General features: G+C 60.6%; 22 protein-coding genes and 2 pseudogenes. 9 read left to right on the top strand and 15 right to left on the bottom strand.

Annotated elements, in window-relative coordinates:
* Window positions 1–38 precede the first annotated feature (38 nt).
* Both ACYVDM_RS25990 and ACYVDM_RS25985 read right to left on the bottom strand, forming a co-directional pair.
* On the bottom strand, window positions 39–1436 hold the full coding sequence (locus ACYVDM_RS25990; protein WP_415793541.1) for a CoA transferase: 1398 nt from the start codon (window positions 1434–1436) through the stop codon (window positions 39–41).
* Between the two features lie 2 nt (window positions 1437–1438).
* Window positions 1439–2419, bottom strand: a complete 981-nt coding sequence (locus ACYVDM_RS25985; protein ID WP_415793542.1) for a tripartite tricarboxylate transporter substrate binding protein — start codon at window positions 2417–2419, stop codon at window positions 1439–1441.
* A 215-nt stretch (window positions 2420–2634) separates the two neighbouring features.
* Between ACYVDM_RS25985 and ACYVDM_RS25980 the strand changes: the two genes are divergently transcribed.
* Window positions 2635–5040, top strand: coding sequence for a glucose/quinate/shikimate family membrane-bound PQQ-dependent dehydrogenase (locus tag ACYVDM_RS25980; protein ID WP_460475497.1), 2406 nt, complete (start codon window positions 2635–2637; stop codon window positions 5038–5040).
* Between the two features lie 13 nt (window positions 5041–5053).
* Here ACYVDM_RS25980 and ACYVDM_RS25975 read toward each other — a convergent pair whose 3' ends face one another.
* The 5 genes and pseudogenes from ACYVDM_RS25975 to ACYVDM_RS25955 all read right to left on the bottom strand — a co-directional run bounded on the left by ACYVDM_RS25975 (window position 5054) and on the right by ACYVDM_RS25955 (window position 10339).
* Window positions 5054–5866, bottom strand: coding sequence for a betaine/proline/choline family ABC transporter ATP-binding protein (locus ACYVDM_RS25975; protein WP_415793567.1), 813 nt, complete (start codon window positions 5864–5866; stop codon window positions 5054–5056).
* 71 nt (window positions 5867–5937) lie between these two features.
* Window positions 5938–7869 carry a glycine betaine ABC transporter substrate-binding protein gene (locus ACYVDM_RS25970; RefSeq protein WP_460475496.1) on the bottom strand — a complete coding sequence of 644 codons (1932 nt, stop codon included), beginning with the start codon at window positions 7867–7869 and terminating at the stop codon, window positions 5938–5940.
* 389 nt (window positions 7870–8258) lie between these two features.
* Window positions 8259–8384, bottom strand: a pseudogene (locus ACYVDM_RS25965) (hypothetical protein); the annotation flags it as partial.
* A 499-nt stretch (window positions 8385–8883) separates the two neighbouring features.
* A complete protein-coding gene (locus ACYVDM_RS25960) occupies window positions 8884–9258 on the bottom strand; it encodes a glutaredoxin family protein (protein WP_415793544.1) in 375 nt (124 codons plus the stop codon).
* 118 nt (window positions 9259–9376) lie between these two features.
* The gene (locus tag ACYVDM_RS25955; protein ID WP_415793545.1) at window positions 9377–10339 is read right to left on the bottom strand and encodes an aldo/keto reductase; all 963 of its coding nucleotides are present in this window, start codon (window positions 10337–10339) and stop codon (window positions 9377–9379) included.
* 274 nt (window positions 10340–10613) lie between these two features.
* Between ACYVDM_RS25955 and ACYVDM_RS25950 the strand changes: the two genes are divergently transcribed.
* The 3 genes from ACYVDM_RS25950 to ACYVDM_RS25940 are packed head-to-tail and all read left to right on the top strand — an operon-like array spanning window position 10614 to window position 12384.
* Window positions 10614–10781, top strand: a complete 168-nt coding sequence (locus tag ACYVDM_RS25950; RefSeq protein ID WP_415793546.1) for a DUF3734 domain-containing protein — start codon at window positions 10614–10616, stop codon at window positions 10779–10781.
* Window positions 10782–10816: 35 nt separating this feature from the next.
* The gene (locus ACYVDM_RS25945) at window positions 10817–11587 is read left to right on the top strand and encodes an acetoacetate decarboxylase (RefSeq protein ID WP_415793548.1); all 771 of its coding nucleotides are present in this window, start codon (window positions 10817–10819) and stop codon (window positions 11585–11587) included.
* Window positions 11588–11601: 14 nt separating this feature from the next.
* The gene (locus ACYVDM_RS25940) at window positions 11602–12384 is read left to right on the top strand and encodes a 3-hydroxybutyrate dehydrogenase (RefSeq protein WP_415793549.1); all 783 of its coding nucleotides are present in this window, start codon (window positions 11602–11604) and stop codon (window positions 12382–12384) included.
* Between the two features lie 66 nt (window positions 12385–12450).
* Here ACYVDM_RS25940 and ACYVDM_RS25935 read toward each other — a convergent pair whose 3' ends face one another.
* From ACYVDM_RS25935 to ACYVDM_RS25925, 3 genes are all read right to left on the bottom strand, one after another.
* Window positions 12451–14805: a xanthine dehydrogenase family protein molybdopterin-binding subunit gene (locus ACYVDM_RS25935; RefSeq protein ID WP_415793551.1), complete on the bottom strand. Its 2355-nt coding sequence runs from the start codon at window positions 14803–14805 to the stop codon at window positions 12451–12453.
* The gene (locus ACYVDM_RS25930; protein WP_415793552.1) at window positions 14802–15269 is read right to left on the bottom strand and encodes a (2Fe-2S)-binding protein; all 468 of its coding nucleotides are present in this window, start codon (window positions 15267–15269) and stop codon (window positions 14802–14804) included. The genes ACYVDM_RS25935 and ACYVDM_RS25930 overlap by 4 nt, the downstream gene beginning before the upstream one ends.
* A gap of 188 nt (window positions 15270–15457) precedes the next feature.
* A complete protein-coding gene (locus ACYVDM_RS25925) occupies window positions 15458–16648 on the bottom strand; it encodes an MFS transporter (protein WP_415793553.1) in 1191 nt (396 codons plus the stop codon).
* A 117-nt stretch (window positions 16649–16765) separates the two neighbouring features.
* On the opposite strand from ACYVDM_RS25925, the gene ACYVDM_RS25920 reads away from it, so the two are divergent.
* A complete protein-coding gene (locus tag ACYVDM_RS25920) occupies window positions 16766–17677 on the top strand; it encodes a LysR family transcriptional regulator (protein WP_415793554.1) in 912 nt (303 codons plus the stop codon).
* Between the two features lie 135 nt (window positions 17678–17812).
* Here ACYVDM_RS25920 and ACYVDM_RS25915 read toward each other — a convergent pair whose 3' ends face one another.
* The 5 genes from ACYVDM_RS25915 to ACYVDM_RS25895 form a co-directional block, all read right to left on the bottom strand.
* Window positions 17813–18340, bottom strand: a complete 528-nt coding sequence (locus ACYVDM_RS25915; RefSeq protein WP_415793555.1) for an SRPBCC family protein — start codon at window positions 18338–18340, stop codon at window positions 17813–17815.
* Window positions 18341–18427 (bottom strand): VOC family protein, encoded by an 87-nt coding sequence (locus ACYVDM_RS25910; RefSeq protein ID WP_415793570.1) that lies wholly within the window; start codon window positions 18425–18427, stop codon window positions 18341–18343.
* A 49-nt stretch (window positions 18428–18476) separates the two neighbouring features.
* On the bottom strand, window positions 18477–18800 hold the full coding sequence (locus ACYVDM_RS25905) for an ArsR/SmtB family transcription factor (RefSeq protein WP_415793557.1): 324 nt from the start codon (window positions 18798–18800) through the stop codon (window positions 18477–18479).
* Between the two features lie 191 nt (window positions 18801–18991).
* Complete coding sequence (locus ACYVDM_RS25900) at window positions 18992–19912, bottom strand: NADP-dependent oxidoreductase (RefSeq protein ID WP_415793559.1); 921 nt, start codon at window positions 19910–19912, stop codon at window positions 18992–18994.
* Between the two features lie 187 nt (window positions 19913–20099).
* A complete protein-coding gene (locus tag ACYVDM_RS25895; protein WP_415793561.1) occupies window positions 20100–20555 on the bottom strand; it encodes an ester cyclase in 456 nt (151 codons plus the stop codon).
* Window positions 20556–20653: 98 nt separating this feature from the next.
* Between ACYVDM_RS25895 and ACYVDM_RS25890 the strand changes: the two genes are divergently transcribed.
* From ACYVDM_RS25890 to ACYVDM_RS25875, 4 genes and pseudogenes are all read left to right on the top strand, one after another.
* Entirely contained in the window at window positions 20654–21565 is a 912-nt protein-coding gene (locus ACYVDM_RS25890; RefSeq protein ID WP_415793562.1) for a LysR family transcriptional regulator, read from the top strand.
* Between the two features lie 95 nt (window positions 21566–21660).
* Window positions 21661–22407 (top strand): sulfite exporter TauE/SafE family protein, encoded by a 747-nt coding sequence (locus ACYVDM_RS25885; protein WP_415793563.1) that lies wholly within the window; start codon window positions 21661–21663, stop codon window positions 22405–22407.
* 345 nt (window positions 22408–22752) lie between these two features.
* Entirely contained in the window at window positions 22753–23724 is a 972-nt protein-coding gene (locus tag ACYVDM_RS25880; protein WP_415793564.1) for a Bug family tripartite tricarboxylate transporter substrate binding protein, read from the top strand.
* 44 nt (window positions 23725–23768) lie between these two features.
* Window positions 23769–23891: pseudogene (locus ACYVDM_RS25875) on the top strand (LysR family transcriptional regulator); the annotation flags it as partial.
* Window positions 23892–24312: the final 421 nt, after the last annotated feature.

Genomic DNA, 24312 nt, shown 5'->3' with positions numbered 1-24312 from the left:
GCGGGTGGCCGAGCCCGCCCCGCAACGCCGTCATGGCGTTACCGGCTCGGCCACTCCCGCGGCGAAGATCCCGTCGCGGCGATTCCCCTGTCCCAACGCGGCGGCGTCAACGACATGCGCGTGACCGGCCCCAAATGCGAGACAACGCCAGCCGGCGAGGCGGACGCCTGCAACAACGGCGCTACCACGTCATCCCTCACCTGCGTCGGACACCGTCCATAATCTTCTGGTGCGACCAGCCCTGGCCTGCGGATCCACTCGCCGCACCCGGCCAACGACACCCGTACCAACCACGACCCACCTTCACTCACCCGCCGGGCGAGCGCAACCATGGCGCCATATGCCATCAGATACCCAGCCACATAATCCTGCTGTGCAACCGGCGTAAACACAGGCGGCGCATTCATCCCATTCCAGGCCAGCCCATTCGCCGCCTGCACCACGGTGTCGTATCCGCGCCTATCCTTCCACGGCCCACGAAACCCCCAAGCATTGAGCGTGACGCAAACAATCCCGGGCCGCAGTTTAGCCAGTTCCAACGGCGACAACCCTCGTGCATCGAGCGTGCCAGGACGATAGGCTTGCGAAAACACGTCACACCCACGCACCAGTTCTCGCATCTGCGCCATCTGCGCGGTATCGCGCATGTCCACATAGGCCGACAGCTTGCCAACCCCGGTATCGAAATCCAGCACACCCGAATCGGCCAGGCCAGGACGCGAAATGCGCAACACGTCGGCCCCGTGTTCGGCCAGATTTTTCGCGCAAGTCGGCCCAGCCAGGACGCGGGTAAGATCCAGAACGCGCACGCCGGACAAGGGTCTGTCGCCTTTCGGCAGCGGCTGTGCAGGCGCGTCTGCGATCCGCACGATCTCCAGCACCGGCTCCGCAGCCGCTGCGATACCTTGCGGCAGCGCTTGCCATTCCTTCTCGCTGCGGACCAGCGCGCCGCAACCGCCGGTCGCGAATAACGCCTCCTCGAGCCGTTCCCCATCCCACTGCGCCACATGCTCGCGAATGGACTCGGGCACCATCCGCGCGCCGAGCGCAAGGCAGTTCTTCTCGGCCAGATTCGGAAAGTTGCAATGCAGATAGATCCAGCGGCCGTCCCTGAGCTGGTAGGCATTGGTCAGCACGTCCATCACCGCACCGGGCGGCCGGCCATCCACCTTCATGAACTTGTAGCTCTGCATAGCAGCCACGGCCGCGGCGCCGTCCACGCGCACTTCCTGTATCGACCCGCTCTTTTGCCACCACAGCCATGCGGCAGCCATACCCGCTGCGGCGATGGCCGCTGCGCCGGTTTCCGCAGTCTTGATGGGCGTGCTCAGCACGGGGTCCCCACCATCGATGTGCACGTCCGACGCCGCCTCGGCGGGCAATCCCGCCTGTTGCCTCAGTTGTTCGAGCAGGTCCCGCGAAGTCGACATCTGCATGATTACGCCGGTTCGATGCCAGCCTCGCGCGCGATACGCGCGGTATTGGCGATCTCGGATTTGATGAAAGCGCCGAACAACTCCGGTGTACCGACCTTCGCCTCGTCTCCCAAGAACAGCCCGCGCGACGCGAAGGTATCCAGCACCTGCTTCTCTCGCAGGACCTTGTTGATCGCCTGGTTCAACTGGAGAACGATCGACTGTGGCGTGCCGGCCGGCGCCATCATGCCGTACCACAGCGACGTGTCGAAGCCCGGCATGCCGGACTCCGCGATCGTCGGGACGTCGGGATACTGAGACGAGCGCGCGTTGTTGGCGATTGCGATGAGCTTGAGCTTCCCGCTGCGGATGTAAGGCTGGACCGCGGCCCGTGCCGTAATCATCACTTGTATCTGGCCACCGATCAGATCAGTAATGGCGGGCGCGGCACCCTTGTAGGGAATCGCGGTTACCTCAGCGCCAGCCATCTGACCGAACATCACGCTGGCCAGGTGTTCCGGCCCGCCCTGCCCCGTATTGCCGAACTTCAGCCCATCCTTCGATTTGGCCAGCGCCACCAGTTCGGGCACATTCTTCGCCTGCACCGACGGGTTGGCTACCAGCACCAGTTCGGTGAACGCCACGAAGGCAATCGGCGCGAAGTCCTTCACCGTGTCATAGGGCATCTTGGCATAGAAACTCGGATTGGTGGCAAAGCCATTGCCGTTGAGAATCAGCGTGTAGCCGTCTGGCGGCGACGTCGCTACAAACTGGTTGCCGATGATGGTATTGGCACCCGGTTTGTTCTCCACGATAACGGTCTGTTTTAAGGTTTTCCCAAGCCCCGTGGCAAGCAACCGTGCGATCGTGTCATTGCCGCCGCCCGGTCCGTAGGGCGAGATGAGACGGATCGGCTTGCTGGGGTAGCCCTGCGCGAACGCGCAAGGAGCGGCCCAGGCACCGGCGAGTGCGGCGATGACCGCCAGCGATTGGCGTCGATTCATATCTAGTCTCCTCATTTTGATGAGAGATAGAGTAGATGCGGGACTTTGTCACAACAAATGATGAATTCCCATTACCATGATCGATACTATCGATTGCTCTGCGGGCAATCGTGCAATAGGTAGCTCCATCCAGTCAGTGCGTGCTAAGACGCCAAATTGTCCGTCATCCCCATTGGGGCTTGTTGATGATCTCTCTCCTCAAAAGGATCACTGCCATGAACACCAACGGTCAACACAGAAGCGTGCTCCAAACCATCGGCGGGGCGATCTTGCTGCTTATTGCGCTCTATTCGCTGCTGGGCGGCGTCTGGTTGGCAACGCTGGGCGGCTCGTGGTATTACGCCGTGCTGGGCATCGTGCTGCTGACGAGCGCGGGATTTCTGTGGCGCAACCGTGAGACAGGACTGTGGCTTTACGCGCTAATCCTGGCGGCCACGCTGGTCTGGGGGGTGTGGGAGGCCGGCGCCGATTTCTGGGCACTGGCGCCGCGCTATGGCCTTCTTTTTCTGCTTGGCCTGTGGCTGTTGCTGCCCCCGGCTACGCGCGGCTTCGCCGCGCCGCGACCCGCCAAAGCCGCCATCGGTGCGATCATGGCGGGCATGCTGGCGGTGCTGGGCTACGGCATATTCAACGACCCGCAGGAAATCAATGGCACGCTGAGCCGCGCGCAGCCGGCCCAAGCACAGCCCGTGCCCGGTGTGGCCGATGAGGACTGGCCGTCCTACGGGCGCACTGAAGGCGGCGTACGCTATTCCCCGCTCGCGCAGATCAACGACAAGAACGCCAAAGCTCTACAAGTGGCATGGACCTATCGCACGGGCGACTTTCGCACCGAGAACGACTCTGGCGAAACCACCAACGAAGTCACGCCCATCAAGATCGGCGACAAGCTATTCCTGTGCACACCTCATCAGTTTCTCGACGCGCTCGACGCTGCCACCGGCAAGCGCCTATGGCGCTACGACCCGAAGCTGAAATCAGACAAGACCTTCCAGCATCTGACCTGCCGCGGCGTGTCCTACCACGATGCGGGCAACACCGACCGTTTCCCGGGCAGCCTGGCCAAGGCCGATAGCAACGCGTCCACCGTCTGCCCCCGCAAGTTGCTGTTGCCCGTCAACGACGGCCGCCTGATCGCGGTGAACGCCGACGACGGCCAGAAATGCAGTGACTTTGGCGACGACGGAGAAATCGATCTGCAAAAGAGCATGCCCCACGCCTATCCCGGGGGCTACAACCCGACCTCGCCGCCGGTGGTGACCTCGACGACGATCATCATAGGCGGCTCGGTGACGGACAACCTCTCCGACAAAGAACCGTCTGGCGTGATTCGTGGCTACGACGTACGCACTGGGGCGCTGAAATGGGTGTTCGACACCGGTGCGCAAGACCCGAACGCCATGCCGGGCGAATCGACGACCTTCGTGCACAATTCACCCAACGCCTGGGCACCGCTGGCCTACGATGCGCAGTCCGACGTCGTCTACGTTCCGACCGGCGTGGGCACCCCTGACATCTGGGGGGGTGACCGCGACCCACTGAAGGAGCGTTATGCCAACGCCATGCTGGCGCTCGACGCCACCACCGGCCGCCTCATCTGGCACTTTCAGACGACACACCACGACCTGTGGGACATGGACGTGCCGGCACAACCCTCGCTCATGGACGTCACGCTGGCAAACGGCCAGACCGTGCCGGCGATCTATGTCCTCACCAAAACCGGCAACGTGTTCGTGCTTGATCGCCGCACTGGCCAGCCCGTCGTACCGGTGACGGAAAAAGCCGTGCCGCAAAGCGTGGCACGCGGCCCGCAAACCCGGGATGAGCATTACGCACCCAAGCAACCGTTCTCGGACCTGAACCTCGCGCCGCAAGAAAAGCTCACCGACAAGGACATGTGGGGCGCCACCATGCTCGACCAGCTCATGTGCCGTGTGATATTCAAGCGCCTGAACTACGACGGGATCTACACGCCGCCCTCCGAGAACGGCACGTTGGTGTTTCCAGGCAACCTGGGCGTGTTCGAGTGGGGCGGCATGTCGGTAAACCGGGATCGCCAGGTGGCGCTGATGAACCCGATCGGCCTGCCCTTCGTCTCCAAACTCATACCTGAAGACGCGAACCGGCCTCATAAGGAAAAAGGAGCAGGCACGGAAAGCGGTGTGCAGCCGATGTACGGTACGCCGTACGGTGTAGAGCTGAATCCGTTCCTGTCGCCGCTGGGTCTACCGTGCAAGGCGCCCGCTTGGGGTTACGTCGCTGGCGTGGATCTGCAGAGCCACCAGATCGTGTGGAAAAAACGTATCGGCACCATTCGCGACAGCCTGCCGCACTTGTTCCAGTTGCCGCCGTTAAAGATCGGCGTGCCAGGCCTGGGCGGTCCCATCTCCACTGCCGGCAATCTGATGTTCGTCGCTGCCACACAGGATAACTACCTGCGCGCTTTCGACGTCAGCAATGGCACGCTTCTTTGGGAAGGACGTCTGCCCGCGGGCGGCCAAGCCACGCCGATGACCTACGCCGTCGACGGCAAGCAATTTGTGGTTGTCATGGCCGGCGGTCATGGCTCGTTCGGTACGAAGATGGGAGACTATCTGGTGGCCTATGCCCTGCCGGACTGATGGTCGGTGCGGCTCAGTCTGCCGCTGAGTCCGCTCGCCTGATCACGAAGCGTTCGACGTATTCGTTGATGGGGCAGTTGCGGATGTCTTCAGGCGAGCCTATCTGCTCCACTTTCCCGTCCCGCAGAATGATGATGTGTTGGCCCAGGCGCAGGGCCTCTTCAATGTCGTGCGTGATGAATACAATCGTCTTGCGCAGGCGTTGCTGCAGCGCCAGCAATTGGTCCTGCATGTCATAGCGAATGAGGGGATCGAGCGCCGAGAAGGCCTCATCCATTAACAGCACCTCAGCATCGATTGCCAGCGCTCGCGCCAAGCCCACCCGCTGGCGCATGCCGCCTGAAAGTTCATCGGGGTAATTTTTCTCGTATTCCTCCAGGCCCACGCGCGCCAACCATTGCCGCGCCGTATCACGGGCCCGCGTCCGAGACTCGCCACGGACGCTGAGGCCAAAGGCGACGTTATCCAGCACATTGATATGAGGCAGCAACCCAAAGCTCTGAAAGACCATGCTGATCTTGTGGCGCCTCAACTCACGCAGTGCGGGCATGCTCAGGGAAAGGATGTTCTCACCGTCCACCAATATCTCACCGGCCGAAGGATCAATGAGCCGGTTCAGATGCCGCACCAGCGTGGATTTTCCCGATCCCGACAGGCCCATGATGCAGGTGATCTGGCCAGTAGGGATCTGTGCATCCACACCGGCCAAACCAACATTGGCACCGGTTTCAGACTGCACGGTGGTTTTGTCGGCCCCCTGCCTGAGCATCTCCAGCGCCCGCGCCTCGTTGCGCCCGAAGACCTTGTAGACGCTATTGATCTGGATCTTGACCGCATCAGAGGCAAACTCCGGCGGCCGGGCTTGCGTGGCATACGAGGTGGTGGATGTGTCGCTGGTCACTTGCCCTCCTGTTGCCGCATGGCTTGGCGCCGCCGGCGCGGGCGCCCATATGCCTGGGTAATGCGATCAATGATAATAGCCAATATCACGATGGCCACGCCGGCCTGCAGGCCACGCCCGACATCGAGTGTCTGTATGCCCGCCAGCACGTCCTCGCCGAGCCCGCGCGCCCCGATCATGGACGCGACCACGACCATGGCCAGTGCCATCATGGTGGTCTGGTTAATGCCAGCCATAATGCTCGGACGGGCTAGCGGCAATGTCACTCTGAGCAGCATCTGCCAGCGCGTCACGCCAAACGACTGTGCCGCTTCCATCACATTGCGGTCAACCTGATGCAGCCCCAGTATTGTCAGGCGTATCAGGGGTGGAATGGCATAGATAATGGTCGCAAACAAGGCCGGCACCTTGCCCAGCCCGAACAGCATCAGCACGGGTATCAGGTACACAAAACTGGGAAGCGTCTGCATCACATCGAGTACGGGTGTCAGCACCCGGCGCAGCACCTTGCTGCCTGCGGCCAGGATACCTATCGGAATCCCGACAATGATGGAAAACACGGTCGACACGAGCACCAGCGAGAACGTCTGCATCAGTTTGTCCCACAGGCCCACCGCGCCTATGGCATACAAGCAGATGACATATAGGATCGTGGGCAACGTCTTACGCGTGCCATGCCACGAAAGCACGGCCACAAAGGCAAGAAAGAGCCAAGCGGGAATGGCCTGCATCAGGCGTTCCACAGGCAACAGTACCTTCGTGAGGATGACTTCACTCACTTTACGCAAACTCTCGCCGTAGTGCTTGACGATCGCGACCAAGCGCTGGTTCACGAACTCCGCCACGGACCAGTCAGGGAAAATGCCCCGCCCAGCGGCCGTCGGTTGCGTCAGATCCAGCGCGGCGTCGGCTCGGGCCGCTGCATCGGCGGGTAGCCAGGCGTGCCAGATATCGGGGTTGTCTCGCAGAAAGCGGGTCGCGATATCTCGCCCTTCAGCACGCGACTCAGTCATGTCCAGCACCATTTTGTTGAGCAGAGGCGCCTGGAAACTCAACCGCTCCAGAAAGGCGACGATCTCAGGATTTGCCTGCGCAAATGGCGTTGATACCCCTATCCCCAATTTGGCCGTCAAAAAATCGGACGAGCACAGCGTGCCCTGACCGCTCACGATCGTGTCCCAGCACTCCTGGTTGAACGCATCCTGCTCCACCTTGGCAAATTTGTATTTCGCCATCAGGCCCGCTGGCTGCCAGTAATAGAAGAGAATCGGTACCCCACGGTCATAAGCCGCGCTGATAGCCGAGTCCAGCGCAGCGCCGGTACCGGCGCGAAAATTGGTGTAATCGTCGTTCAGCTCATGAATTTCTAGCAGGCGGCTGTTGGTTTGCTCACAAACCCAGCCCGACGGGCAATTCAGAAAACGACCTTTGGATGGGTCTTCCGGATCACGAAAAAGCTGTTTGTAGCGCGGCAGGTCGCGCCAGGACTTCAGCTCCGGGGCAACCGCCTCGATGCCACGCGTACTGTCGCCATGCACCACATAGTCCGGCACGTACCAACCCTGCTGCGCCCCGCCCTGCAGTGTGTCGCCCACGACCCTGACATCACCCGCCTTGGCTGCCTTTTCGATGATGGGCGAGCGTCCAGACCATATCTCGGCGATGATTTGCAGGTCGTTTTGTGCGAGCGCGGACTCGGTGGCCGCCGGCGTGCCGGGTACGACTTCCGTTTTGCAGCCGTAGGCGGTCTCGAGCAGGGCCTTGACGACATGCATCGTAAATGTCGCGCTTTCCCAGGTTTGGTCGGCCAGCTTGACAGGATGCCCGGCGTTGCATGGGGTCTGCTGCGCCATGGCCGGCAGGCTTGCCAGTCCCAGCAAACACATGCAGAGAAAAACCCTCAATCCGCGCATTCGTCCTTTTGCCACGATTTTTCCCATCAATGTCCGTGATGTCGTTCGCACGATGTGCACATACCGACCGTAGCATGGAAATGTGCCACGACGAACACCGAAAAGGCGTGCAATCGTCATTACACCTAGGCCGTGGGTCCACCCACCTTGACCACCAGTGTCGCTATCGGTGTTGTCATGGATGGCATCTGCCCCGCCTTTTTAAGTCAGTCCAGATAACGGGACCCATACAGGTCCAAGGCATATTTGGCTTTATCGAGCGGGCCGAAGCCGCTCTCGAAATTATCACTGATATACCTCAGGGTTGCGGCAATGGCCCGGTGTTGGTCTTCGCCCAGACTCTGGATCGAATGCGGCAGGTCCAAGTCTTCTTGCTCTATACCAGCATTCTGCCTGTTCGTCGTTCATGGTGTCATCCTGGCTTCGCATCTAGCCACGCCGTTCCATGCATCGATCGCCTCATTTCGATGCGTCACATCGCCACCGGCAAAGCAACGATTGTTGATCAGATCCCGGGCCATGGCGCACTGTCTGTTGCGCTCCCTGAATCCTGAATCGGACCCTCGTCTGGTGGGATAGCGCGATTGGCGGTCAGTGCGGCTCCCACGTCAGCCCGTCGGTCGAACGATACTCAGGGCGGCCGGTGCAACAACCACCTGCGCCGAACGCCTGGCGCCCAATAACAGCCGTCACAAAGCCTTTCCCGGCAGCGAGCGATTGGCGAATGCAGGAGGTTGGTAGCGGATAAAACCCCCCCTCTAATACCAATGTCCATCTCACATTTTCGCCCTCGGCAGCGTCCACTTTATAGACTTTGCAATCATTGACGAGTAAGTGAATAGGTTTACCCGCCAGCGTACCTTTAAACTGTTGTTCCGAGGGTGTTCCGCGCGTCGCGATTGTCTCGGCGGTGAACCTCGATCCAGCAGGTGGCGGAGGAAGCGAGGTGTCACATCCCGACAGTACGCTCACCGTGCATAGCGTCATTGCCAGTCGCCGAATCAGCCGCGTCAAGTCGACGATCCCCGGTCAGGCCACGCTAGCGAAGCGCTGTTCAAGGTAGGCAATGATATCGTTGGACTCGTATAGCCAGCGCGTACCGCCCGCTTCCTCGATACGCAGACAAGGCACCTTTATTTTGCCTCCTCCTGCCAGCAGTTGTTCGCGTGCCTGCTGATCGTGCTTGGCATCGTGCAGTGACACTGGCACGTTCAGGCGATGGATGGCGCGTCGCGTTTTGACGCAAAACGGGCAAGCCTGAAATTGATAGAGCGAGAGCGCAGCCGCTTCCTTGTTTACCGCAGCCTGGCCTTGTGCTGAACGCTGCTGTGGGCGCGGACGCGTCAGTGCGTCGCCAAATACAATCAATTGACCTAGACCGACACGTAGGGCTTTGACAAGCATGGATATGGACTCGAAACGTAAAGAGAAGCGGCTAGTCTACTCGCTGCTGAGGTGTCCCCGGCCTGCATACCCGTAGAGCGGACTTTGCGAACTGAACTGAATTGCCCGCTATTACCGATCAGCTTTCAGCGCTGGCCTGGTTGAGCGTGGCCATGGCTGTATCGTCCAGTTGCAGCTGTGCCGCACGGATAAGCGATTGCAGTTGGGCTAGGCTGGTGGCGCTGGCAATCGGCGCGGCGATAGCGGACTGGCGCATCACCCAGGCGATAGCCACTTCGCTAGGCTGCGCACCCACATGCTGCGCCACCGTGTCCAGCGCGTCGAGAATGCGCAGGCCACGCTCATTCAGGTACACACTGGTGGTCTTGGCGCCGCGTGCGCTCTTGTCGGCATCGGCCAGCGTACGATATTTTCCGGTCAGGAAACCCGCGGCCAGGGCATAGAAGTTGATGACGCCGACCTGTTGCTCGACACACAGCGGCTGCAGTTCCTTTTCGAACACCGCACGGTCGTACAGGTTGTAGAGCGGCTGCAGGCTTTCGTAACGTACCAGACCATGTTTCTGGCTGGTCTGCAATGCCTCGGCCAAGCGCGGTGCGCTGTAGTTACTGGCACCGATGGCGCGTACCTTGCCTTGCTGGATCAAATCGCCAAAGGTACCCAGCACGTCTTCGAGTGGCACGTCCGTATCGTCATCGTGCGACTGGTAGAGATCGATATAGTCCGTCTGCAGGCGACGCAACGATGCATCGACGGCCTCGCGGATGTATTCGGGACGCAGGCCGACCTTGCCTTCGCCCATCTCTTTGCCCACCTTGGTGGCGAGCACGAGTTGGTCACGCTTGCCGGACTGACGCAGCCATTTGCCGATCACAGTTTCAGATTCGCCGCCCTGGTGGCCAGGGGCCCAGCGCGAGTACACGTCCGCGGTGTCGACAAAATTCATACCTGCGTCGATCCAGGCATCCAGTAGAGAAAAGCTAGTGGGTTCGTCCACTGTCCAGCCGAAAACATTGCCGCCAAAGCACAGCGGCGATACCTCAAGCGACGAACGACCGAGCGAGCGCAGAGCAAAAGTCATGATAGGTGGATCAACAAGAGCTAATGACAGCAACGATTATGCAAGGCTGACAGCGACTGTCAAGAAAATAGCGACATACCGATCGGTCAGTGCTATCGTCTAACGCCAAATCCCAAATTAAACGAGATAGGGGTTATCGTCACGGCAAAGCCGAGACTGCAAAATCCACCTATTAAAAGCACCGTCACAAAAAAGAGATACTAGTTTGCTATAAAAAAGTTACATTTGGGTTCCCTTAGCTTGGAGCACCCTGTGACGACAAACACCCCTTTGAGTGCGTAGCATCGCAGCCGGCGATAAGGTCTACAACATCGCCCACCTGATGTATCGCGCCAAGGGCGACGGAGGCGACAACAAAGACAACGAGTTCTCGCGGGCCGCCCTGGAAGAACACCGGGCCTCGGGTTACGAAGACGCGTTGATGCCGCTCATGCTTGTTTAAAACTGACCACTCGTCCATCGACAGGAAAAATTATCGTGAAACTTGCTGACGTGCGCGCCAAAGCTTTTGCCATGCCGTTGAACGATCCCGCATATCCGAAACCGCCTTATAAGTTTTATAACCGCGAGTTCTTTGTCGTCAATTACCGAACTGACCCTGAACGCCTTCGGGAGGTGGTCCCCGAACCCTTAGAGGTCGCGGGCGATACCGTGTCTTACGAGTTCATCCGCATGCCGGATTCCACTGGGTTTGGCGACTATACGGAAACAGGACAGGTGATTCCGGTACGTTTCACGACACCGTCCGGCGAGGTGCAGGAAGGCGGCTACGTGCACGCCATGTATCTGGACGATAACTCGCCGATCGCCGGTGGCCGCGAGATCTGGGGTTTTCCCAAGAAGCTGGCCACCCCCAAGCTGCGGCACGAGCAAGAAACCCTGGTGGGCACTCTGCATTACGGCTCGGTGCTTTGTGTCACCGCCACCATGGGCTATAAGCATCGCGAGCTTGATTTGGCACCCATTGCCAAGGCGATGGGCAAGCCTGCCTTCATGATCAAGATCATCCCGCATGTCGACTGCACACCGCGCATTTGTGAACTGGTACGCTATTACACGGAAGACGTCACGCTCAAGGGGGCCTGGGAAGGACCGGGTGCCTTGCAGTTGTTCGAGCACGCCATGTGCGACGTCGCTCGTCTGCCGGTGCGCGAGATCGTCTCCGCCACCCATTACATTGCCGACTTGACGCTCGGCCTCGGCGAGGTGGTGCACGACTACCTGGCCGACGAAATTTCCCATACTTGAAAGGAAACTGCATCATGAGTCGTTTTGACGGAAAAGTTGGCCTCATCACCGGCGCCGCTAGTGGTATCGGCAAAGAAATCGCAATCCGCTTTGCCGCCGAAGGCGGTATCCCGATCATTGCCGATCTCAACCTGGAGACCGCCACCGCAACCGCCGAGGAAATCCGGGCAACGGGTGCCGATGCCTTTGCAGTGGCAATGAACGTGACCGACGAGGCACAGGTAGAGAAAGGTACTGATGACGTCATCGCCAAATATGGCAAGATCGACATACTCGTCAGTAATGCGGGCATCCAGATCGTCAAACCATTAGTCGACTTTCCCTTTGCCGATTGGAAGAAACTCCTCTCCATCCACCTTGACGGCGCTTTTCTCACCACCCGCGCTTGCCTCAAGCACATGTACGCGGCCAACTATGGCCGCGTGGTCTACATGGGATCAGTGCATTCCAAAGAGGCCTCCAAGCTCAAGGCGCCCTACGTTACGGCCAAGCATGGCCTAATTGGCCTGGCTAAAGTATTGGCCAAAGAAGGCGCGGAGCATAACGTCACCGCCAATGTCGTATGCCCGGGCTTCGTGCGTACGCCGCTGGTGGACAAGCAGATTCCCGAGCAGGCAGAAGCGCTCGGCATCACCGAAGATGAAGTCATTAAAAACGTCATGCTCAAGGACACCGTCGACGGTCAATTCACGACTATCGATGATGTGGCCGACGCCGTGCTGTTCTTTGCCGGCGCCAAGAACAACGCCCTGACGGGTCAGTCGCTGGTCGTCAGTCACGGCTGGTTCATGCAGTAAGCCGCTTTCCTGACGTTCGCCAAAGAGCGAACGTCAGGAAAGTTTTCCACCAGTTGGTGGCGGCCATCAGGCCTTGAGCTGGTCGCGGATAGGCAGACTGCGGATGCGCTTGCCGGTGGCGGCAAAAATTGCATTGCACAATGCCGGCGCAAAAGGCGGAACCGCAGGTTCGCCCACCCCGCCCAGCGGCACATCGAAACCGTGCTCGACCACATGCACCTTGATGTCGCGCGGCGATTCGGACATCCGCGTGACTTCATACTGGTGGAAGTTGGTCTGGTTGGTACGCCCCTTGGAGAACGAGATCTCGCTGCGCGTGGCCAGACTCAGGCCCATGATGCAGGCGCCCTCGGTCTGTGCCCGCACGCGGTCGGGATGCACCTGCGGTCCGCAATCCACAGCCACATGCACTTGGTGCACCACCAGGCCGCCGTCCTTGCCGACTTCGACTTCCACCACCGTGGCGATGTAGGTCACGAAGCTATAGCTCACCGCCAGCCCCAGCCCACGGCCCGGTTCGAGCTTGCGTCCCCAGCCTGCCTCGCGGGTCGCCACCTCGATAACATGCCGCATGCGCCCTGTATCCAGCGGATAGACCACGGGTGATTCGCCGTAATTCCAGTCATCGGACATATCCGCGGGCGAGATCTTGCGTGGCGGCCCGATCAGTTCCAGCAGATAATCACGCGGATCCCGCTTGAGCGTGTGGGCCATTTCGGCCACGAAGCTTTGCACCGCGAAGACATGCGGAATGTTCGACACGGAACGAAACCAACCTATGCGCGTATGCGCCGGCACCGGCACCGACTCGACGCGGAAATTGGCAATGGCGAACGGAATGTTCACCGCCGACATGCCCAGTTCGAAAGGCTGCTGGCCCTGCGCATTGGCAACAAAGGTAGAACCGATGGTAGGCGCCGCGGTGCGATGCAGCCACGCCACGGCCTTGCCCTGTGCATCGACGCCGGCCTCCAGCCGCTCGACCGACACGGTATGGAAATAATCGTTGGTAATGTCGTCTTCTCGTGACCAGGTCACTTTTACCGGTTTGCCGTCCATGGCGCGCGACAGCAAGGCGGCCTCGACGACGAAGTCCGACTTCGACTTGCGGCCGAAGGCACCGCCCAGCAAGGTCTGGTGCACGGTAACGGCCGCGATGTCCATGCCCAGCTGCGTGGCCACGTTCTCGCGCGTGCCGTAGGGCGACTGCACACAGGCCCAGACTTCGCACTTGCCATCGGCCACGCGGGCGCAAGCCGCCGGCGGCTCCATAGAAGCATGCGCCAGGTGCGGCAAGTAGTATTCGGCCTGAATACGCTGGGCCGCGTCAGCCAGCGCCTTCATGGCATCGCCGTCGTTGCGCACCGCCTTGGCAGGCTTGCTTGCGGCCTCACTCATGGTCTTGTGGAAGACGTCGGAATCGTAGCTGGCGTTGGGGCCGTCGTCCCATTCGATCTCGAGCGCCTGACGGCCCTTCAACGCGGCCCAGGTATCCTTGGCAATCACGGCCACACCGCCCAGCGGCGCGAACACCGGCGGCGTGGGCCCGGCCGGGATCTCAACCACCTTGACGACGCCCGGTACTTTCATGGCGGCATCGGCGTTGTAGTGCTTGACCTTGCCGCCCAGCACCGCTGGCCGTGCCACCGAGGCATACAGCATATCGTCCAGGCGCGTATCGATACCGAAATGCGTCTTGCCCGTGACGATATCCTGGATATCGACGTTGCGCGTGCTCTGCTTGCCTATATAGCGGAACTGCTCGGGCGTCTTCAGCCGCAACGTGTCGACAGCCGGCACCGGCAGCGCCGCGGCGGCCTCGGCCAGTTCGCCAAAACCCAGCTTGCGCCCGGTTTTCTCGTGCATGACTTCATGATTACGCGTCACGACTTCGTCGGCCGGCACGCCCCATTGCTTGGCAGCGGCCGCCTCAAGCATGCTGCGCGCGGCGGCACCCACGCGGCGCATAGGCAGGAAAAAATGACGGGTGCTGCGCGAACCGTCAGTGTCCTGGTTGCCATAGCGGGGCTCATCACCCGGCGCCTGGATGACGCGCACCTTGCTCCAGTCGGCCTCGAGTTCATCGGCGACCACCATGGGCAGACCAGTGCGGACGCCCGTGCCCATTTCGGCGCGATGCGCGATGATGGTCACGATGCCATCGGTGCCAATCGACACGAATACGTGCGGATCGTCCACCGTGCCATGCGGCATGCCGTCGGCACCGTATTTCTTCTCGGCCTTGCCGGCCGTGTCGGCCGCGCGCACGATACCGGCGGCACCTACGGAAAGGACCAGTCCGGTCAGCGCGCCAGCGGCCTTCAGCCAATCGCGGCGGGCCGGCGAAACAGGCAACTCGCCAACAAACCCGGACGCTTGGGCGGCGGGAACTTGTGGGAACATCCGGGAAAATCCGCTCATTTGGTGGCTCCCTGGGAGACGGCAACCTGTTTGATGGCGGCGCGTATGCGCGGATAGGTGCCGCAGCGGCAGATATTGCCGCTCATGGCCGCGTCGATATCCGCGTCGGTCGGTGCGGGATTGCTTTTGATAAGGGCCGTTGCGGACATGATCTGGCCCGATTGGCAGTATCCGCATTGCGGCACACCGATCTCGGTCCATGCCTGCTGTACGGCGCGGCCCACTTCATCTTCGCCCACGGCCTCGATCGTGATGATCTGCTTGCCAGTCGCCGCCGAAATGGGCGTAATACAGGAACGGATGGGCTGGCCATCCAGGTGCACCGTACAGGCACCGCACATGGCCATGCCGCAGCCGAATTTGGTTCCTGTCATCCCCAGGCGGTCCCGAATGACCCACAGCAGGGGCATGTCATCGGGGGCATCTACGTCTTGGGGCTTGCCGTTGATCGTCAAACTGGCCATGGGGGCTCCTTAGGCTAAAAAACTAGGTGTAGACGACGCTCATACTAGCGCAAGCCCCCCTCGGCAAGCTACTACCCGTTTACGCCACCCACCGCAAGACCAGCACCGCGTTATTGCCCCCATGCCGAACGAGTTGCTCAACGCCAATCGCAGTCTGAGCGGCATCGTGAGTCTAATGTTCGCCGACTTCAGTGCGACTTGAGCCGCGCGATCCACGCCACCATGAGCACAGCCGCCACCGCAATGCCAGTAGCCACATAGCCAATGCTTCCCAGGCCCCATTGCGAGATCGCCAGGCCGCCGATGATCGCCCCCAAGCCGGTGCCTGCATTGGCAGCCGACACGTTCAAGGTGCCAGCCAGCGCCTGCGCGTGAGTCGCCGCCTTCATTACCCGTACCTGGCAAATCGGAAACAAGGCCGTATAGGCGATGCCCCACAACGCCAGTGACAGACCAAGCCAGCCGTAGGAACCTGCCAACGGTACGCTGGCCGCCATACCGACGCCGAGCAACACGGTGAAGGCTACCGTCGCTCCCAGCGGACTGCGATCCACCAAACGCCCGCCTAGCCAATTGCCCACCAGACCGATGGCACCAAACCCCATCAGCCACCAACCCACCTGCGCAGGCGCCACACCGGCGATACGCTCCAGCATGTCGGCCAGATAGGTGTAGGCCGTGAACATCGCCGTGAACACGACTACCGACAGCGCCACATTGGCCACAAAGCGCGGGTCCTTGAGGATGCGGGTCTGCTCGGCGATGCGCAGCCGCTGTGGGCGGGCCACGGTGGGCATGAACGCCAGTGTCAGCACCGCCATCAAAAACGACAAGCCCGACAAGATCCAGAATGTGCCGCGCCAGCCAATAGCATCCGCGGCCAGCGTCCCCAGCGGAATGCCGAACAACAGCGCGGCCGATATCCCCAGATAGACCTGGGACACAGCACGCCCGGCGCGCTGCGGCCCCACCAGTTGCCCGGCCGTTTCGCTGGCGGTACCCCAGAATACCGGCAGCACCAGCGCCGGAATGAACCGGGCAATGGCCAGCACCCAAATGTTCGGCGCCACGGCCGCCAGGGCATTGGCCGCCGTGAAGATCAGCAAAATGATGACGAACAAGCGCTTGCGCTCGAAATGCGAGAGCAGCACGGTCAGCACCGGCCCAAACAGCATCACGGTGAAAGCGAACAGCGTGACCAGCTGCCCGGCGGCGGAAATCGAGAGGTTCATGTCTCGCGCCAGGCCTGGCAGCAAGCCGACGATCAGGTACTCGGTGGTGACGATGACGAACGCCGCCACGGCCAGGATAGCTATTGACCCGCGCCCACGGGCAGCAACAGGGGGTACGACGGATAACGTCGCATCGACAGAAGTCATGAGAGGAAGCTCCAGCGCAATTCAACGGAAGGCCTCCAGCTTATTAGAGATTAATAATCTTATTTTTGGCATTTATTCCTATTACTATTGAATTAAATTCTATAATTGCGAGAACCCATGATTCCTTCTGAACGTCTTAAAGGTATCGAAGCCTTCGTGGCCACGGCAGATGCAGGCAGCTTCACCGCCGCCGCCGAACGGCTGCACCTGACGAACTCCGCCGTCAGCAAGAGCGTGGCTCGCCTGGAAGCCCGCCTGGGCACTCGGCTGTTCGAGCGCACGACGCGCACCCTGTCGATTACCGACGCCGGAGCGGCGTTCTATCGCACCTGCGTGAGAGTATTGGCTGAGCTGGAGGAAGCCGAAGCCGTGCTGGCCACCCATCGGTCCGAGCCGGTGGGTCGGCTGCGGCTGGACGCGCCTGCCGCATTCGGACGCCTGCAAGTCTGGCCGCTACTGCTGCAATACGTCGGGCAGCATCCCCACTTACGTCCCCATGTATCGTTCACGGACCGCTTCGTCGATCTGATCGACGAAGGCATCGACGTGGCCGTGCGCATCGGCGGCCCCGATCATTGGCCGGCCACGTTAGGACATCGTTACCTGGGCAGCGAACGGCTGATTTTCTGCGCCGCGCCCAGCTACCTGGTACGTTACGGCACGCCCGCGTCCGTCACCGATCTGCTCCGCCACGATGCCATTCTGTACGGCAAAGCTGATGGCAGCACCAGCCCGTGGCTCATCGCCCAGGATGCGGGGCCAGCCGAACGCCGGACGGTGGAAGCAGGCCGCATCATCGTCGGCAGCGGCGAAGCTCAGGTCAGCGCAGTCACGGCTGGCTGCGGCGTCGCGCAGCTGGCAACGTGGCTCGTGCGGGATGAACTGCAACGCGGCGAGCTAGTGGAAATCCTGCCGAAATTAACCACCGATGGCCTGCCGCTAAATCTGGTGTGGCCGCTAGCCAAGCAGTTGCTGCCGAAGGTCGATACCATGCTGAATCTGCTGGCTGGATCGTTGCGGATCGACTGAGTATTGTCCAACCTGCATTGGCGTTAAGGTGTTTCGTCATTTCGCGGGCTCCGGTCATCCCGCAGAGGTGACCCTACGGAAATGGCTCCCTCACTCACGTGCAGCCGGTCGAGTGCGATAGCGACAGACCATTCATCACGTGTGGGTCTGCCTCAGCGTTTTCTCGACCACCTCCTCGGCCTGTGCATGGAGTGCCCAAAAGTTGGTGACGGCCTCCCCCCTGATACGCCTCTCGAGTACAGCAAGATGCGAATGCCATCCACCGCCGAAATTGACAGCATCGTCGCGGCCCCGCAAACCTGTGTGAGTCAACACCAGTAGGGTTTTGCTGCCTTCGGCGGTCAATGCAAAAGTGACCTCACCGCCATCGCCGCCCTCCCAGGTAATGGCAAGGAGATGCGGCGGTTCATACCGTGTGATGTGTTCTGCCCAGCTCTTGCCGAGGTAGGGTCGGTATTTTTCCGGTGTGGCCACATCCTCGTCAGACAGATTGTCGTGATCCATCGTCAGGCCGAAACTGCCGCCCACTTTCAGCTCGGACGGCCCGGCCATGAACCACCGCGCACGTAGCTCGGGATCGATCAGATATCGCCAGACTTTTTCCACCGAAGCATCGAGCAAGCGCTCGAAACGCAAAGTGTCAGGGGTAATGATGTCTGCCATTTAGGCTCTCCCTTCATCGACAAGATTCAATTGCCAAGATACGCCGAACCGATCATTCAACCAGCCGAACCGCTGACCTATCGTCATCAGATACCTCGATATGGGTTGGCGCCTGACATCAGATGTCGTGTGGCGATTATTCGGGGTCTTCCTTCAATACGGCCTCCAGCGCGTCGAGGCGAGCGGTCCAGAATCGTTCCCATTGCCTGAGCCAATCGCTGGCGTCCTTCAGCTGGCTGGCGTTGAATCTGCACAATTGCTGCCGCCCTACCTTGCGCCGTTCAATCAGGCCCGCACGTGCGAGCACGGCAACGTGTTTGGCGGCGCCCGCGAAGCTCATTCTGTGAGGCGCGGCAAGTTCACCAATCGACTTTTCGCCCAGCATCAGATCCGCCAGCATTGCGCGCCGGGTCGGATCGGCAAGCGCCGTGAACGTCATATCGAGCCGTTTTTCAACCATGTGGTTTAGTATAAAGTGCCATGACGCTATTATCAACCAATTGGTTTAATGTATTTTATCGTGCCCCTTCCGGAAAAAGATCAACGATGACAAACCTCAATGATGTTTGCGAGACCCGCGAAGCCACCAGGACCTTCCATGCCGAGGACTGACGTTGATGCTTGTCTTGTGTCACGCCGAGGCTCCGAGCATCAGTTGCTCAAGCGGATAAGGACTTTGCCGCGTGCATGTCCGGTGGCTAGTTTCTCCAACGCCGAACGCGCTTCGTCCAGCGGGAAGATCGAGTCGGTGATGATCTGGAGTTGGCCGTCCTGGAACTGTCGGATCGCTTCCGGCAGGAAGGGGGTCGCGCTCGCGAAGAACACGAACTCGCCCTTGTGCCCGTCCTTGGGCTGAATGCCGAACTCCACCAAACTAGCAATGCGCCCACCAGCGCGAAGCACCGACCACGACTTTTCCAGCGTCTCGCCGCCAATGGTGTCGAGCACCAGATCAATGTCGCGCATCTGGGCGAAGTCCTGGGTACGGTAGTCGATGACCTCGTCCGCACCCAGGCTCTTCACCAGTTCGATGTTCCCGGCAGACGCCGTGGCGACGACATAGGCGCCCGCATGATGGGCCTGCTGGACGGCCATGCTGCCGACACCACCCGCCGCCGCATGAATCAGAGCCCGTTCTCCGCGTTGCAGATGGCCAACATCGAAGAGGCCTTGCCGGGCAGTACCGAACGCGGTCGGCATGGCTGCCGCCTGCTCGAAGCTCATCTCCGCCGGAATCAGGCACAAATCCGCGGCGGTTATCACCAGACTCGTTCCGAACGCACCACCCGTGTTGGGCGCGGCACGTCCCACCACGCGATCGCCCGGCTTCAGGCCTGTCACCTGCGCGCCGGTCGCCTCGACCACGCCGCTGAAGTCCGTGCCCGGTGCATAGGGAAACTCGACCGGGAAGACGTGCTGCATATAGCCAGCGATGATCTTCAGGTCCAGCGGGTTGATACCGGCCACTTCGACGCGAACGACGGCATCGTGGGGTTGTGGATTACGCAGGCTGGCTTCGCCGATCGTGACAACATCGGGGCTGCCGAAAGCATTGATAAGAACAGTTTTCATGGATGCGATTCCTGGGTGTTTGTGAACGCGAATGGGTTGTTGACGATGGCGAAAAACTATGGCTGCCAACAAAATCCGCTAAAACAGTGCAGTCGCTGCTGCATTCTCCTGCGCCAAGGCGCCGACAGGATCGGCCACAAGCGCCACAGCAAGCAGCACTGGAAAAATCGGTTTCAACACAAGGACCTCATTCTTTTTTGGCTGGCGGCGGGAACTGCCCGAGTTGGAGGAACAGACCAAACCAATCCTCCATGTGCCACGTCGTGGTCACACGCTTGCCGTCGAGCATGTGGAACTCGTGCAGGCGGAAGCTCACCTTCTTGCCCGTGGGAGCGATGCCGAAGAGTTCTCCCCGATGGGTGCCACTGATCTCGGCGCGAACGCCAATCTTGCCGGGCTCCTGGACCATGTCGTGGACGGTGACGCGAACGTCCGGGAATGCCTGCACGACGCTGCGGATGATGGACTTGACGCCTTCCGGCCCAGGGCCTTGCCCAGGCGCCAGCGGAATGTCATCCCACGTAGGCGCGAGGACTTCGTCTACTAAATCGGGGTTCCGGTCACTGAAGGCGCGATAGAACGTTTCCACCGCCAAGCGCTCTGCGCGAAGCCGATCGGAGAGGCCTGTGTCGGATGTACTCATAGTCTTGACCGTGGATGGGTGATTGGTGATGGCACAGATTCTGCTCGCGGCATTACAATCCGTCCAACAAATAACCCATATATAGATTTATTCGTTCTATGGATTTTCACGGTATCGACTTGAATCTGCTCGTGGCCTTCGACGCCCTGATGAACGAGCGCAACGTGACCCGCGCCGCCACTCAGGTCGGGGTCAGCCAGCCGGCCATGAGCGCGGCCCTGTCGCGGTTGCGCAAACTCTTCGGCGACCCGCTGTTTCTGCGCAGCGCCGACGGCCTGCTGCCCACGCCGCGCGCACGGGACCTGGCCGAGCCGATTTCGCAAGCGTTGCGGCAGATCGAAACCACGCTGGTAAAGAAACCCGAATTCGTGCCGGGTAAGGCGTCGTTGACATTCAAGCTGGGGCTTTCTGACTACCCGGCCTTCGTGCTGCTGCCTTCGCTGCTGCAGGCGCTTGGAAAGAAGGCGCCGGGCGTGTCGGTGAACGTGCATGCATTCAACAACCGGGATCATGCGGTCGATCTGCTAGATGCTGGCACGATCGATGCGGCCATCGGCGTGCCACCCACGCATGCCGATGGCCGGATACTGACACGCCCCGTGCTTCGGGACGAGTTCGTCACGATCATCGCCAGCGACCACCAAGCGGCCAGGCGCGGGATGAGCATGAAGACCTTCCTGGCGTTGCCCCACGTTCTCGTGTCTCCGGAAGGAGAGATGTACGGGCTCGTGGATCAGGCCCTCGCGCAACAAGGCAAGAAGCGCAAGCTCGCGCTGACGCTGCCGCATATGTTCGCCGTGCCGGCCGTCGTAGCTCGAACAAGCATGACGGCCACGGTGATGAAGCGGGTTGCATTGCACTCGCCAGTCGGTCGCAAGCTGGTGCTATTCCCGCCGCCTATCGCATTACCCGAAGTCATATTCGACCTGATCTGGCATAGACGCGGCGACGCTCATCCTGCCCAACTATGGTTCAGGGAATTTATCGCCGCGCATGCCGCATCGTTGTGACGATCTGCTGATCCGGTTGCCACTGATTTCATCGCCACGGCAGCTCAAGACGAAGCAGTACACTTCGCGCTTGCCCCGATTACCTTAGCCACCGGATGCCTGATCTCGAAACGATCCTCGTCGCAGCGCCAACATTCATCGCCGCGTACACGGTCTTCGCCATGGTCGGATTCGGGACGACGCTCATCTCGGCTCCCATCGTGGCGCAAGTGGTGCCGCTGCCCACGTTGATTCCCGCCCAAGCCCTCCTCGATCTCGCCGCCTCGACCGGCAACGGTTTGAAACTAGGCTCAAAGGTGGAGAAATCGGAAGTCTTGCGCCTGCTGCCGGCACTGATGCTAGGCCTGATTGCGGGGGCCTACCTGCTCATCGTCGTGCCCTTGACGGCGCTGATGGTGCTGCTTGGCGCATTTGTCGTCCTCTATGCCTTGCGCGGCATGCTGACGCGGCCCCGGCGGCGACCGCTACGTGCCGGATGGGCGTGGTGGTACGGTTTTTCGGGCGGCGCGTTAAGCGCAATGTTTGGCGCGGGCGCATGGCTGTATGCCATCTATCTAACGCGCAGGATCGACGATCCGACTGTGATACGGGCAAGCCAGACCTGCCTCATCGCCATCAGTGCGGTCATCCGGGTCGCGCTCTTTGCCGTGGCGGGAAAGTATTCCGACTGGCAGGTGGTCGGGCTTTCGCTGGTCCTGCTGCCCGCAATGGTGCTGGGTGTCTTCATCGGCAACAAGATCGCGCACAAACTGGATCGGCCGCGTTTTCTGCGCGCTCTCTATCTCGTTTTGCTAGGTACTGGCGGAGCACTTCTGGCGCGCGGCGTCATCTTATTGTTGTAAGCCGCCTCGCCAGACGGAACCCATGACCCGGCGGCAAAGAGGCGACGTCGGTTTGCACGGACTTATGTACCGATCTCTCTCGTAGGACCCTCTCTGCATTTCATCAACTCAGCAAGGGCCTGTCCAATATCCTGCCTGGCAGAGCATCTGCCCCTCCGCACTGGCTACAATCCCTCAATGCTGGCAAGGTGACCCCGCTGCCGCATTACCTATATCTGCTGGTCTGCCGAACTTGCCCACGAGCGGGCGGCAGACCCTGGACCAGGCCCGGCCATACCCAGCGTTGCGGCATCGTTCTGATGCATACCAGAGCATTTCATCAAAAGTTTCGAAGAAAGGTGTTTTATGTCGCAGCGACTCAAGGGCCTGACCGGCCTGGTAGCCAGTCTCTTTCTCAGTGCCGCGGGGGTTGCCCACGCCGCTTATCCCGAACGGCCCGTCAATCTGGTCGTGCCCTTCCCGCCTGGCCAGGCGACCGATATTTTTGCGCGCATGGTGGCCGAACAGTTGGCCAAGGAAATAGGCCAACCCGTCGTGGTCGAGAACAAGGCCGGCGCCGGCAGCAATATTGGCATGCAGTTCGTCAGCCGCGCCACCCCCGACGGCTACACCCTGGTAGTGGGCGGCAGCGCCGCGGCGGTCAACCAGACGCTCTACAGCAACCCGGGCTATTCACTGAAGAACGATTTCAAACCTGTGGGCGGCATCTTTACCGTGCCGCTGATCTTCCTGGCCACGCCGCAAAGCGGTATCAGCTCACTGCCCCAGTTGATCAAGCAGGCCAAGGCCAAGCCCAATGAACTGGCCTACGCCAGCGCCGGCATCGGCGGCACGCAGCACCTGTCAGCCGAGATGTTCAAGGCCGATGCGCAGGTGGAGCTGCGCCACATCCCCTACAAGGGCAGCGGCCCGGCACAGGCAGACTTCCTGGGAAACCATGTGCCCCTGATGGTGGACTCGGTCACGGCCGCCCTGCCCCATGTGGCATCGAAGGCGGCCGTGCCGCTGGCGGTGACCACGCGTGAGCGCGTGCCGCAATTGCCGGACGTGCCCACCGTGGCCGAATCAGGCCTGCCCGGTTTCGAGGCGGTAGGCTGGGCGATGATTTTCGCGCCGGCAAAAACACCCGATGACGTGGTTGCCTATCTCAATCAGAAGATCAACGCGATTTTGCGGTCACCGGCCATGGCCAAGGCTTTAGCCGACCGCGGAGCCCAGCCGCTTGTCTACGCACCGCAAGACGGCAGTGTTTTTGTCGACAACGAAATCGAAAAATGGGGCAAGGCCGTGAAACGGTCTGGCGCCTCGGTCGACTAAGCGTTGACCACGCGGCAGATACGCAACGCAAGGCCCCGGTCATGGTGCTGACTGTCAAGCAAATCGCAGCCCTCGATTGGGTGGTGCAACTGGGAGGCTTTGCCAATGCGGCCGAGCGGCTCAACACCACCCAATCGGCGAACACCAAGCGCATCCAGGAACTCGAGACCAGTTCAATATCCCAGCCTGCTCGGACACCAGGGTAAGACAAAAAAAGAAAGCAAGCCCAGGCGTCGCTATCTCTCGTGAGGCCCATCTAGAGGATGCGGCGGCTTCGATTGCTGGGAGATACACCCGAAGTGATGTACGCTCATGCTTCCGTAAACGGAAAGAATCCATTTTCTGTTACATGGCAGTTCCTCCGATGGATGCTGGCCGGCGCTTCGGCAAGGATCTCAGGGGTCTCAGCGAGGATGCGTCTATGGCGAATGATCCGTTGTGGCAGCACCAGATCTTGGGCGACGAAGACGATCCGCAGAGCGTGATCGCCAGCCAAGTGGGCTATTGGAAGGACCGGCTATCGGGGTTGCCCGACCAACTGGACTTACCCTATGACCGGGCGCGGCCCGCCGTGGCGAGCCACCGGGG

The organism is Bordetella tumulicola (assembly GCF_054779135.1).
Note: the sequence above shows the minus strand (reverse complement) of the source record. Positions and strands in the feature narration are given on the sequence as shown.

What these genes read in the sequence shown, in the direction of transcription:
- ACYVDM_RS25905 (WP_415793557.1), bottom strand. Translation starts at nt 18,800, where the DNA reads ATGGTTGAAAAACGGCTCGATATGACGTTCACGGCGCTTGCCGATCCG.
- ACYVDM_RS25990 (WP_415793541.1), bottom strand. Translation starts at nt 1,436, where the DNA reads ATGCAGATGTCGACTTCGCGGGACCTGCTCGAACAACTGAGGCAACAG.
- ACYVDM_RS25925 (WP_415793553.1), bottom strand. Translation starts at nt 16,648, where the DNA reads ATGACTTCTGTCGATGCGACGTTATCCGTCGTACCCCCTGTTGCTGCC.
- ACYVDM_RS25895 (WP_415793561.1), bottom strand. Translation starts at nt 20,555, where the DNA reads ATGAGTACATCCGACACAGGCCTCTCCGATCGGCTTCGCGCAGAGCGC.
- ACYVDM_RS25960 (WP_415793544.1), bottom strand. Translation starts at nt 9,258, where the DNA reads ATGCTTGTCAAAGCCCTACGTGTCGGTCTAGGTCAATTGATTGTATTT.
- ACYVDM_RS25940 (WP_415793549.1), top strand. Translation starts at nt 11,602, where the DNA reads ATGAGTCGTTTTGACGGAAAAGTTGGCCTCATCACCGGCGCCGCTAGT.
- ACYVDM_RS25935 (WP_415793551.1), bottom strand. Translation starts at nt 14,805, where the DNA reads ATGAGCGGATTTTCCCGGATGTTCCCACAAGTTCCCGCCGCCCAAGCG.
- ACYVDM_RS25920 (WP_415793554.1), top strand. Translation starts at nt 16,766, where the DNA reads ATGATTCCTTCTGAACGTCTTAAAGGTATCGAAGCCTTCGTGGCCACG.
- ACYVDM_RS25930 (WP_415793552.1), bottom strand. Translation starts at nt 15,269, where the DNA reads ATGGCCAGTTTGACGATCAACGGCAAGCCCCAAGACGTAGATGCCCCC.
- ACYVDM_RS25980 (WP_460475497.1), top strand. Translation starts at nt 2,635, where the DNA reads ATGAACACCAACGGTCAACACAGAAGCGTGCTCCAAACCATCGGCGGG.
- ACYVDM_RS25915 (WP_415793555.1), bottom strand. Translation starts at nt 18,340, where the DNA reads ATGGCAGACATCATTACCCCTGACACTTTGCGTTTCGAGCGCTTGCTC.
- ACYVDM_RS25955 (WP_415793545.1), bottom strand. Translation starts at nt 10,339, where the DNA reads ATGACTTTTGCTCTGCGCTCGCTCGGTCGTTCGTCGCTTGAGGTATCG.
- ACYVDM_RS25910 (WP_415793570.1), bottom strand. Translation starts at nt 18,427, where the DNA reads ATGACGATAGGTCAGCGGTTCGGCTGGTTGAATGATCGGTTCGGCGTA.
- ACYVDM_RS25885 (WP_415793563.1), top strand. Translation starts at nt 21,661, where the DNA reads ATGCCTGATCTCGAAACGATCCTCGTCGCAGCGCCAACATTCATCGCC.
- ACYVDM_RS25880 (WP_415793564.1), top strand. Translation starts at nt 22,753, where the DNA reads ATGTCGCAGCGACTCAAGGGCCTGACCGGCCTGGTAGCCAGTCTCTTT.
- ACYVDM_RS25900 (WP_415793559.1), bottom strand. Translation starts at nt 19,912, where the DNA reads ATGAAAACTGTTCTTATCAATGCTTTCGGCAGCCCCGATGTTGTCACG.
- ACYVDM_RS25985 (WP_415793542.1), bottom strand. Translation starts at nt 2,419, where the DNA reads ATGAATCGACGCCAATCGCTGGCGGTCATCGCCGCACTCGCCGGTGCC.
- ACYVDM_RS25890 (WP_415793562.1), top strand. Translation starts at nt 20,654, where the DNA reads ATGGATTTTCACGGTATCGACTTGAATCTGCTCGTGGCCTTCGACGCC.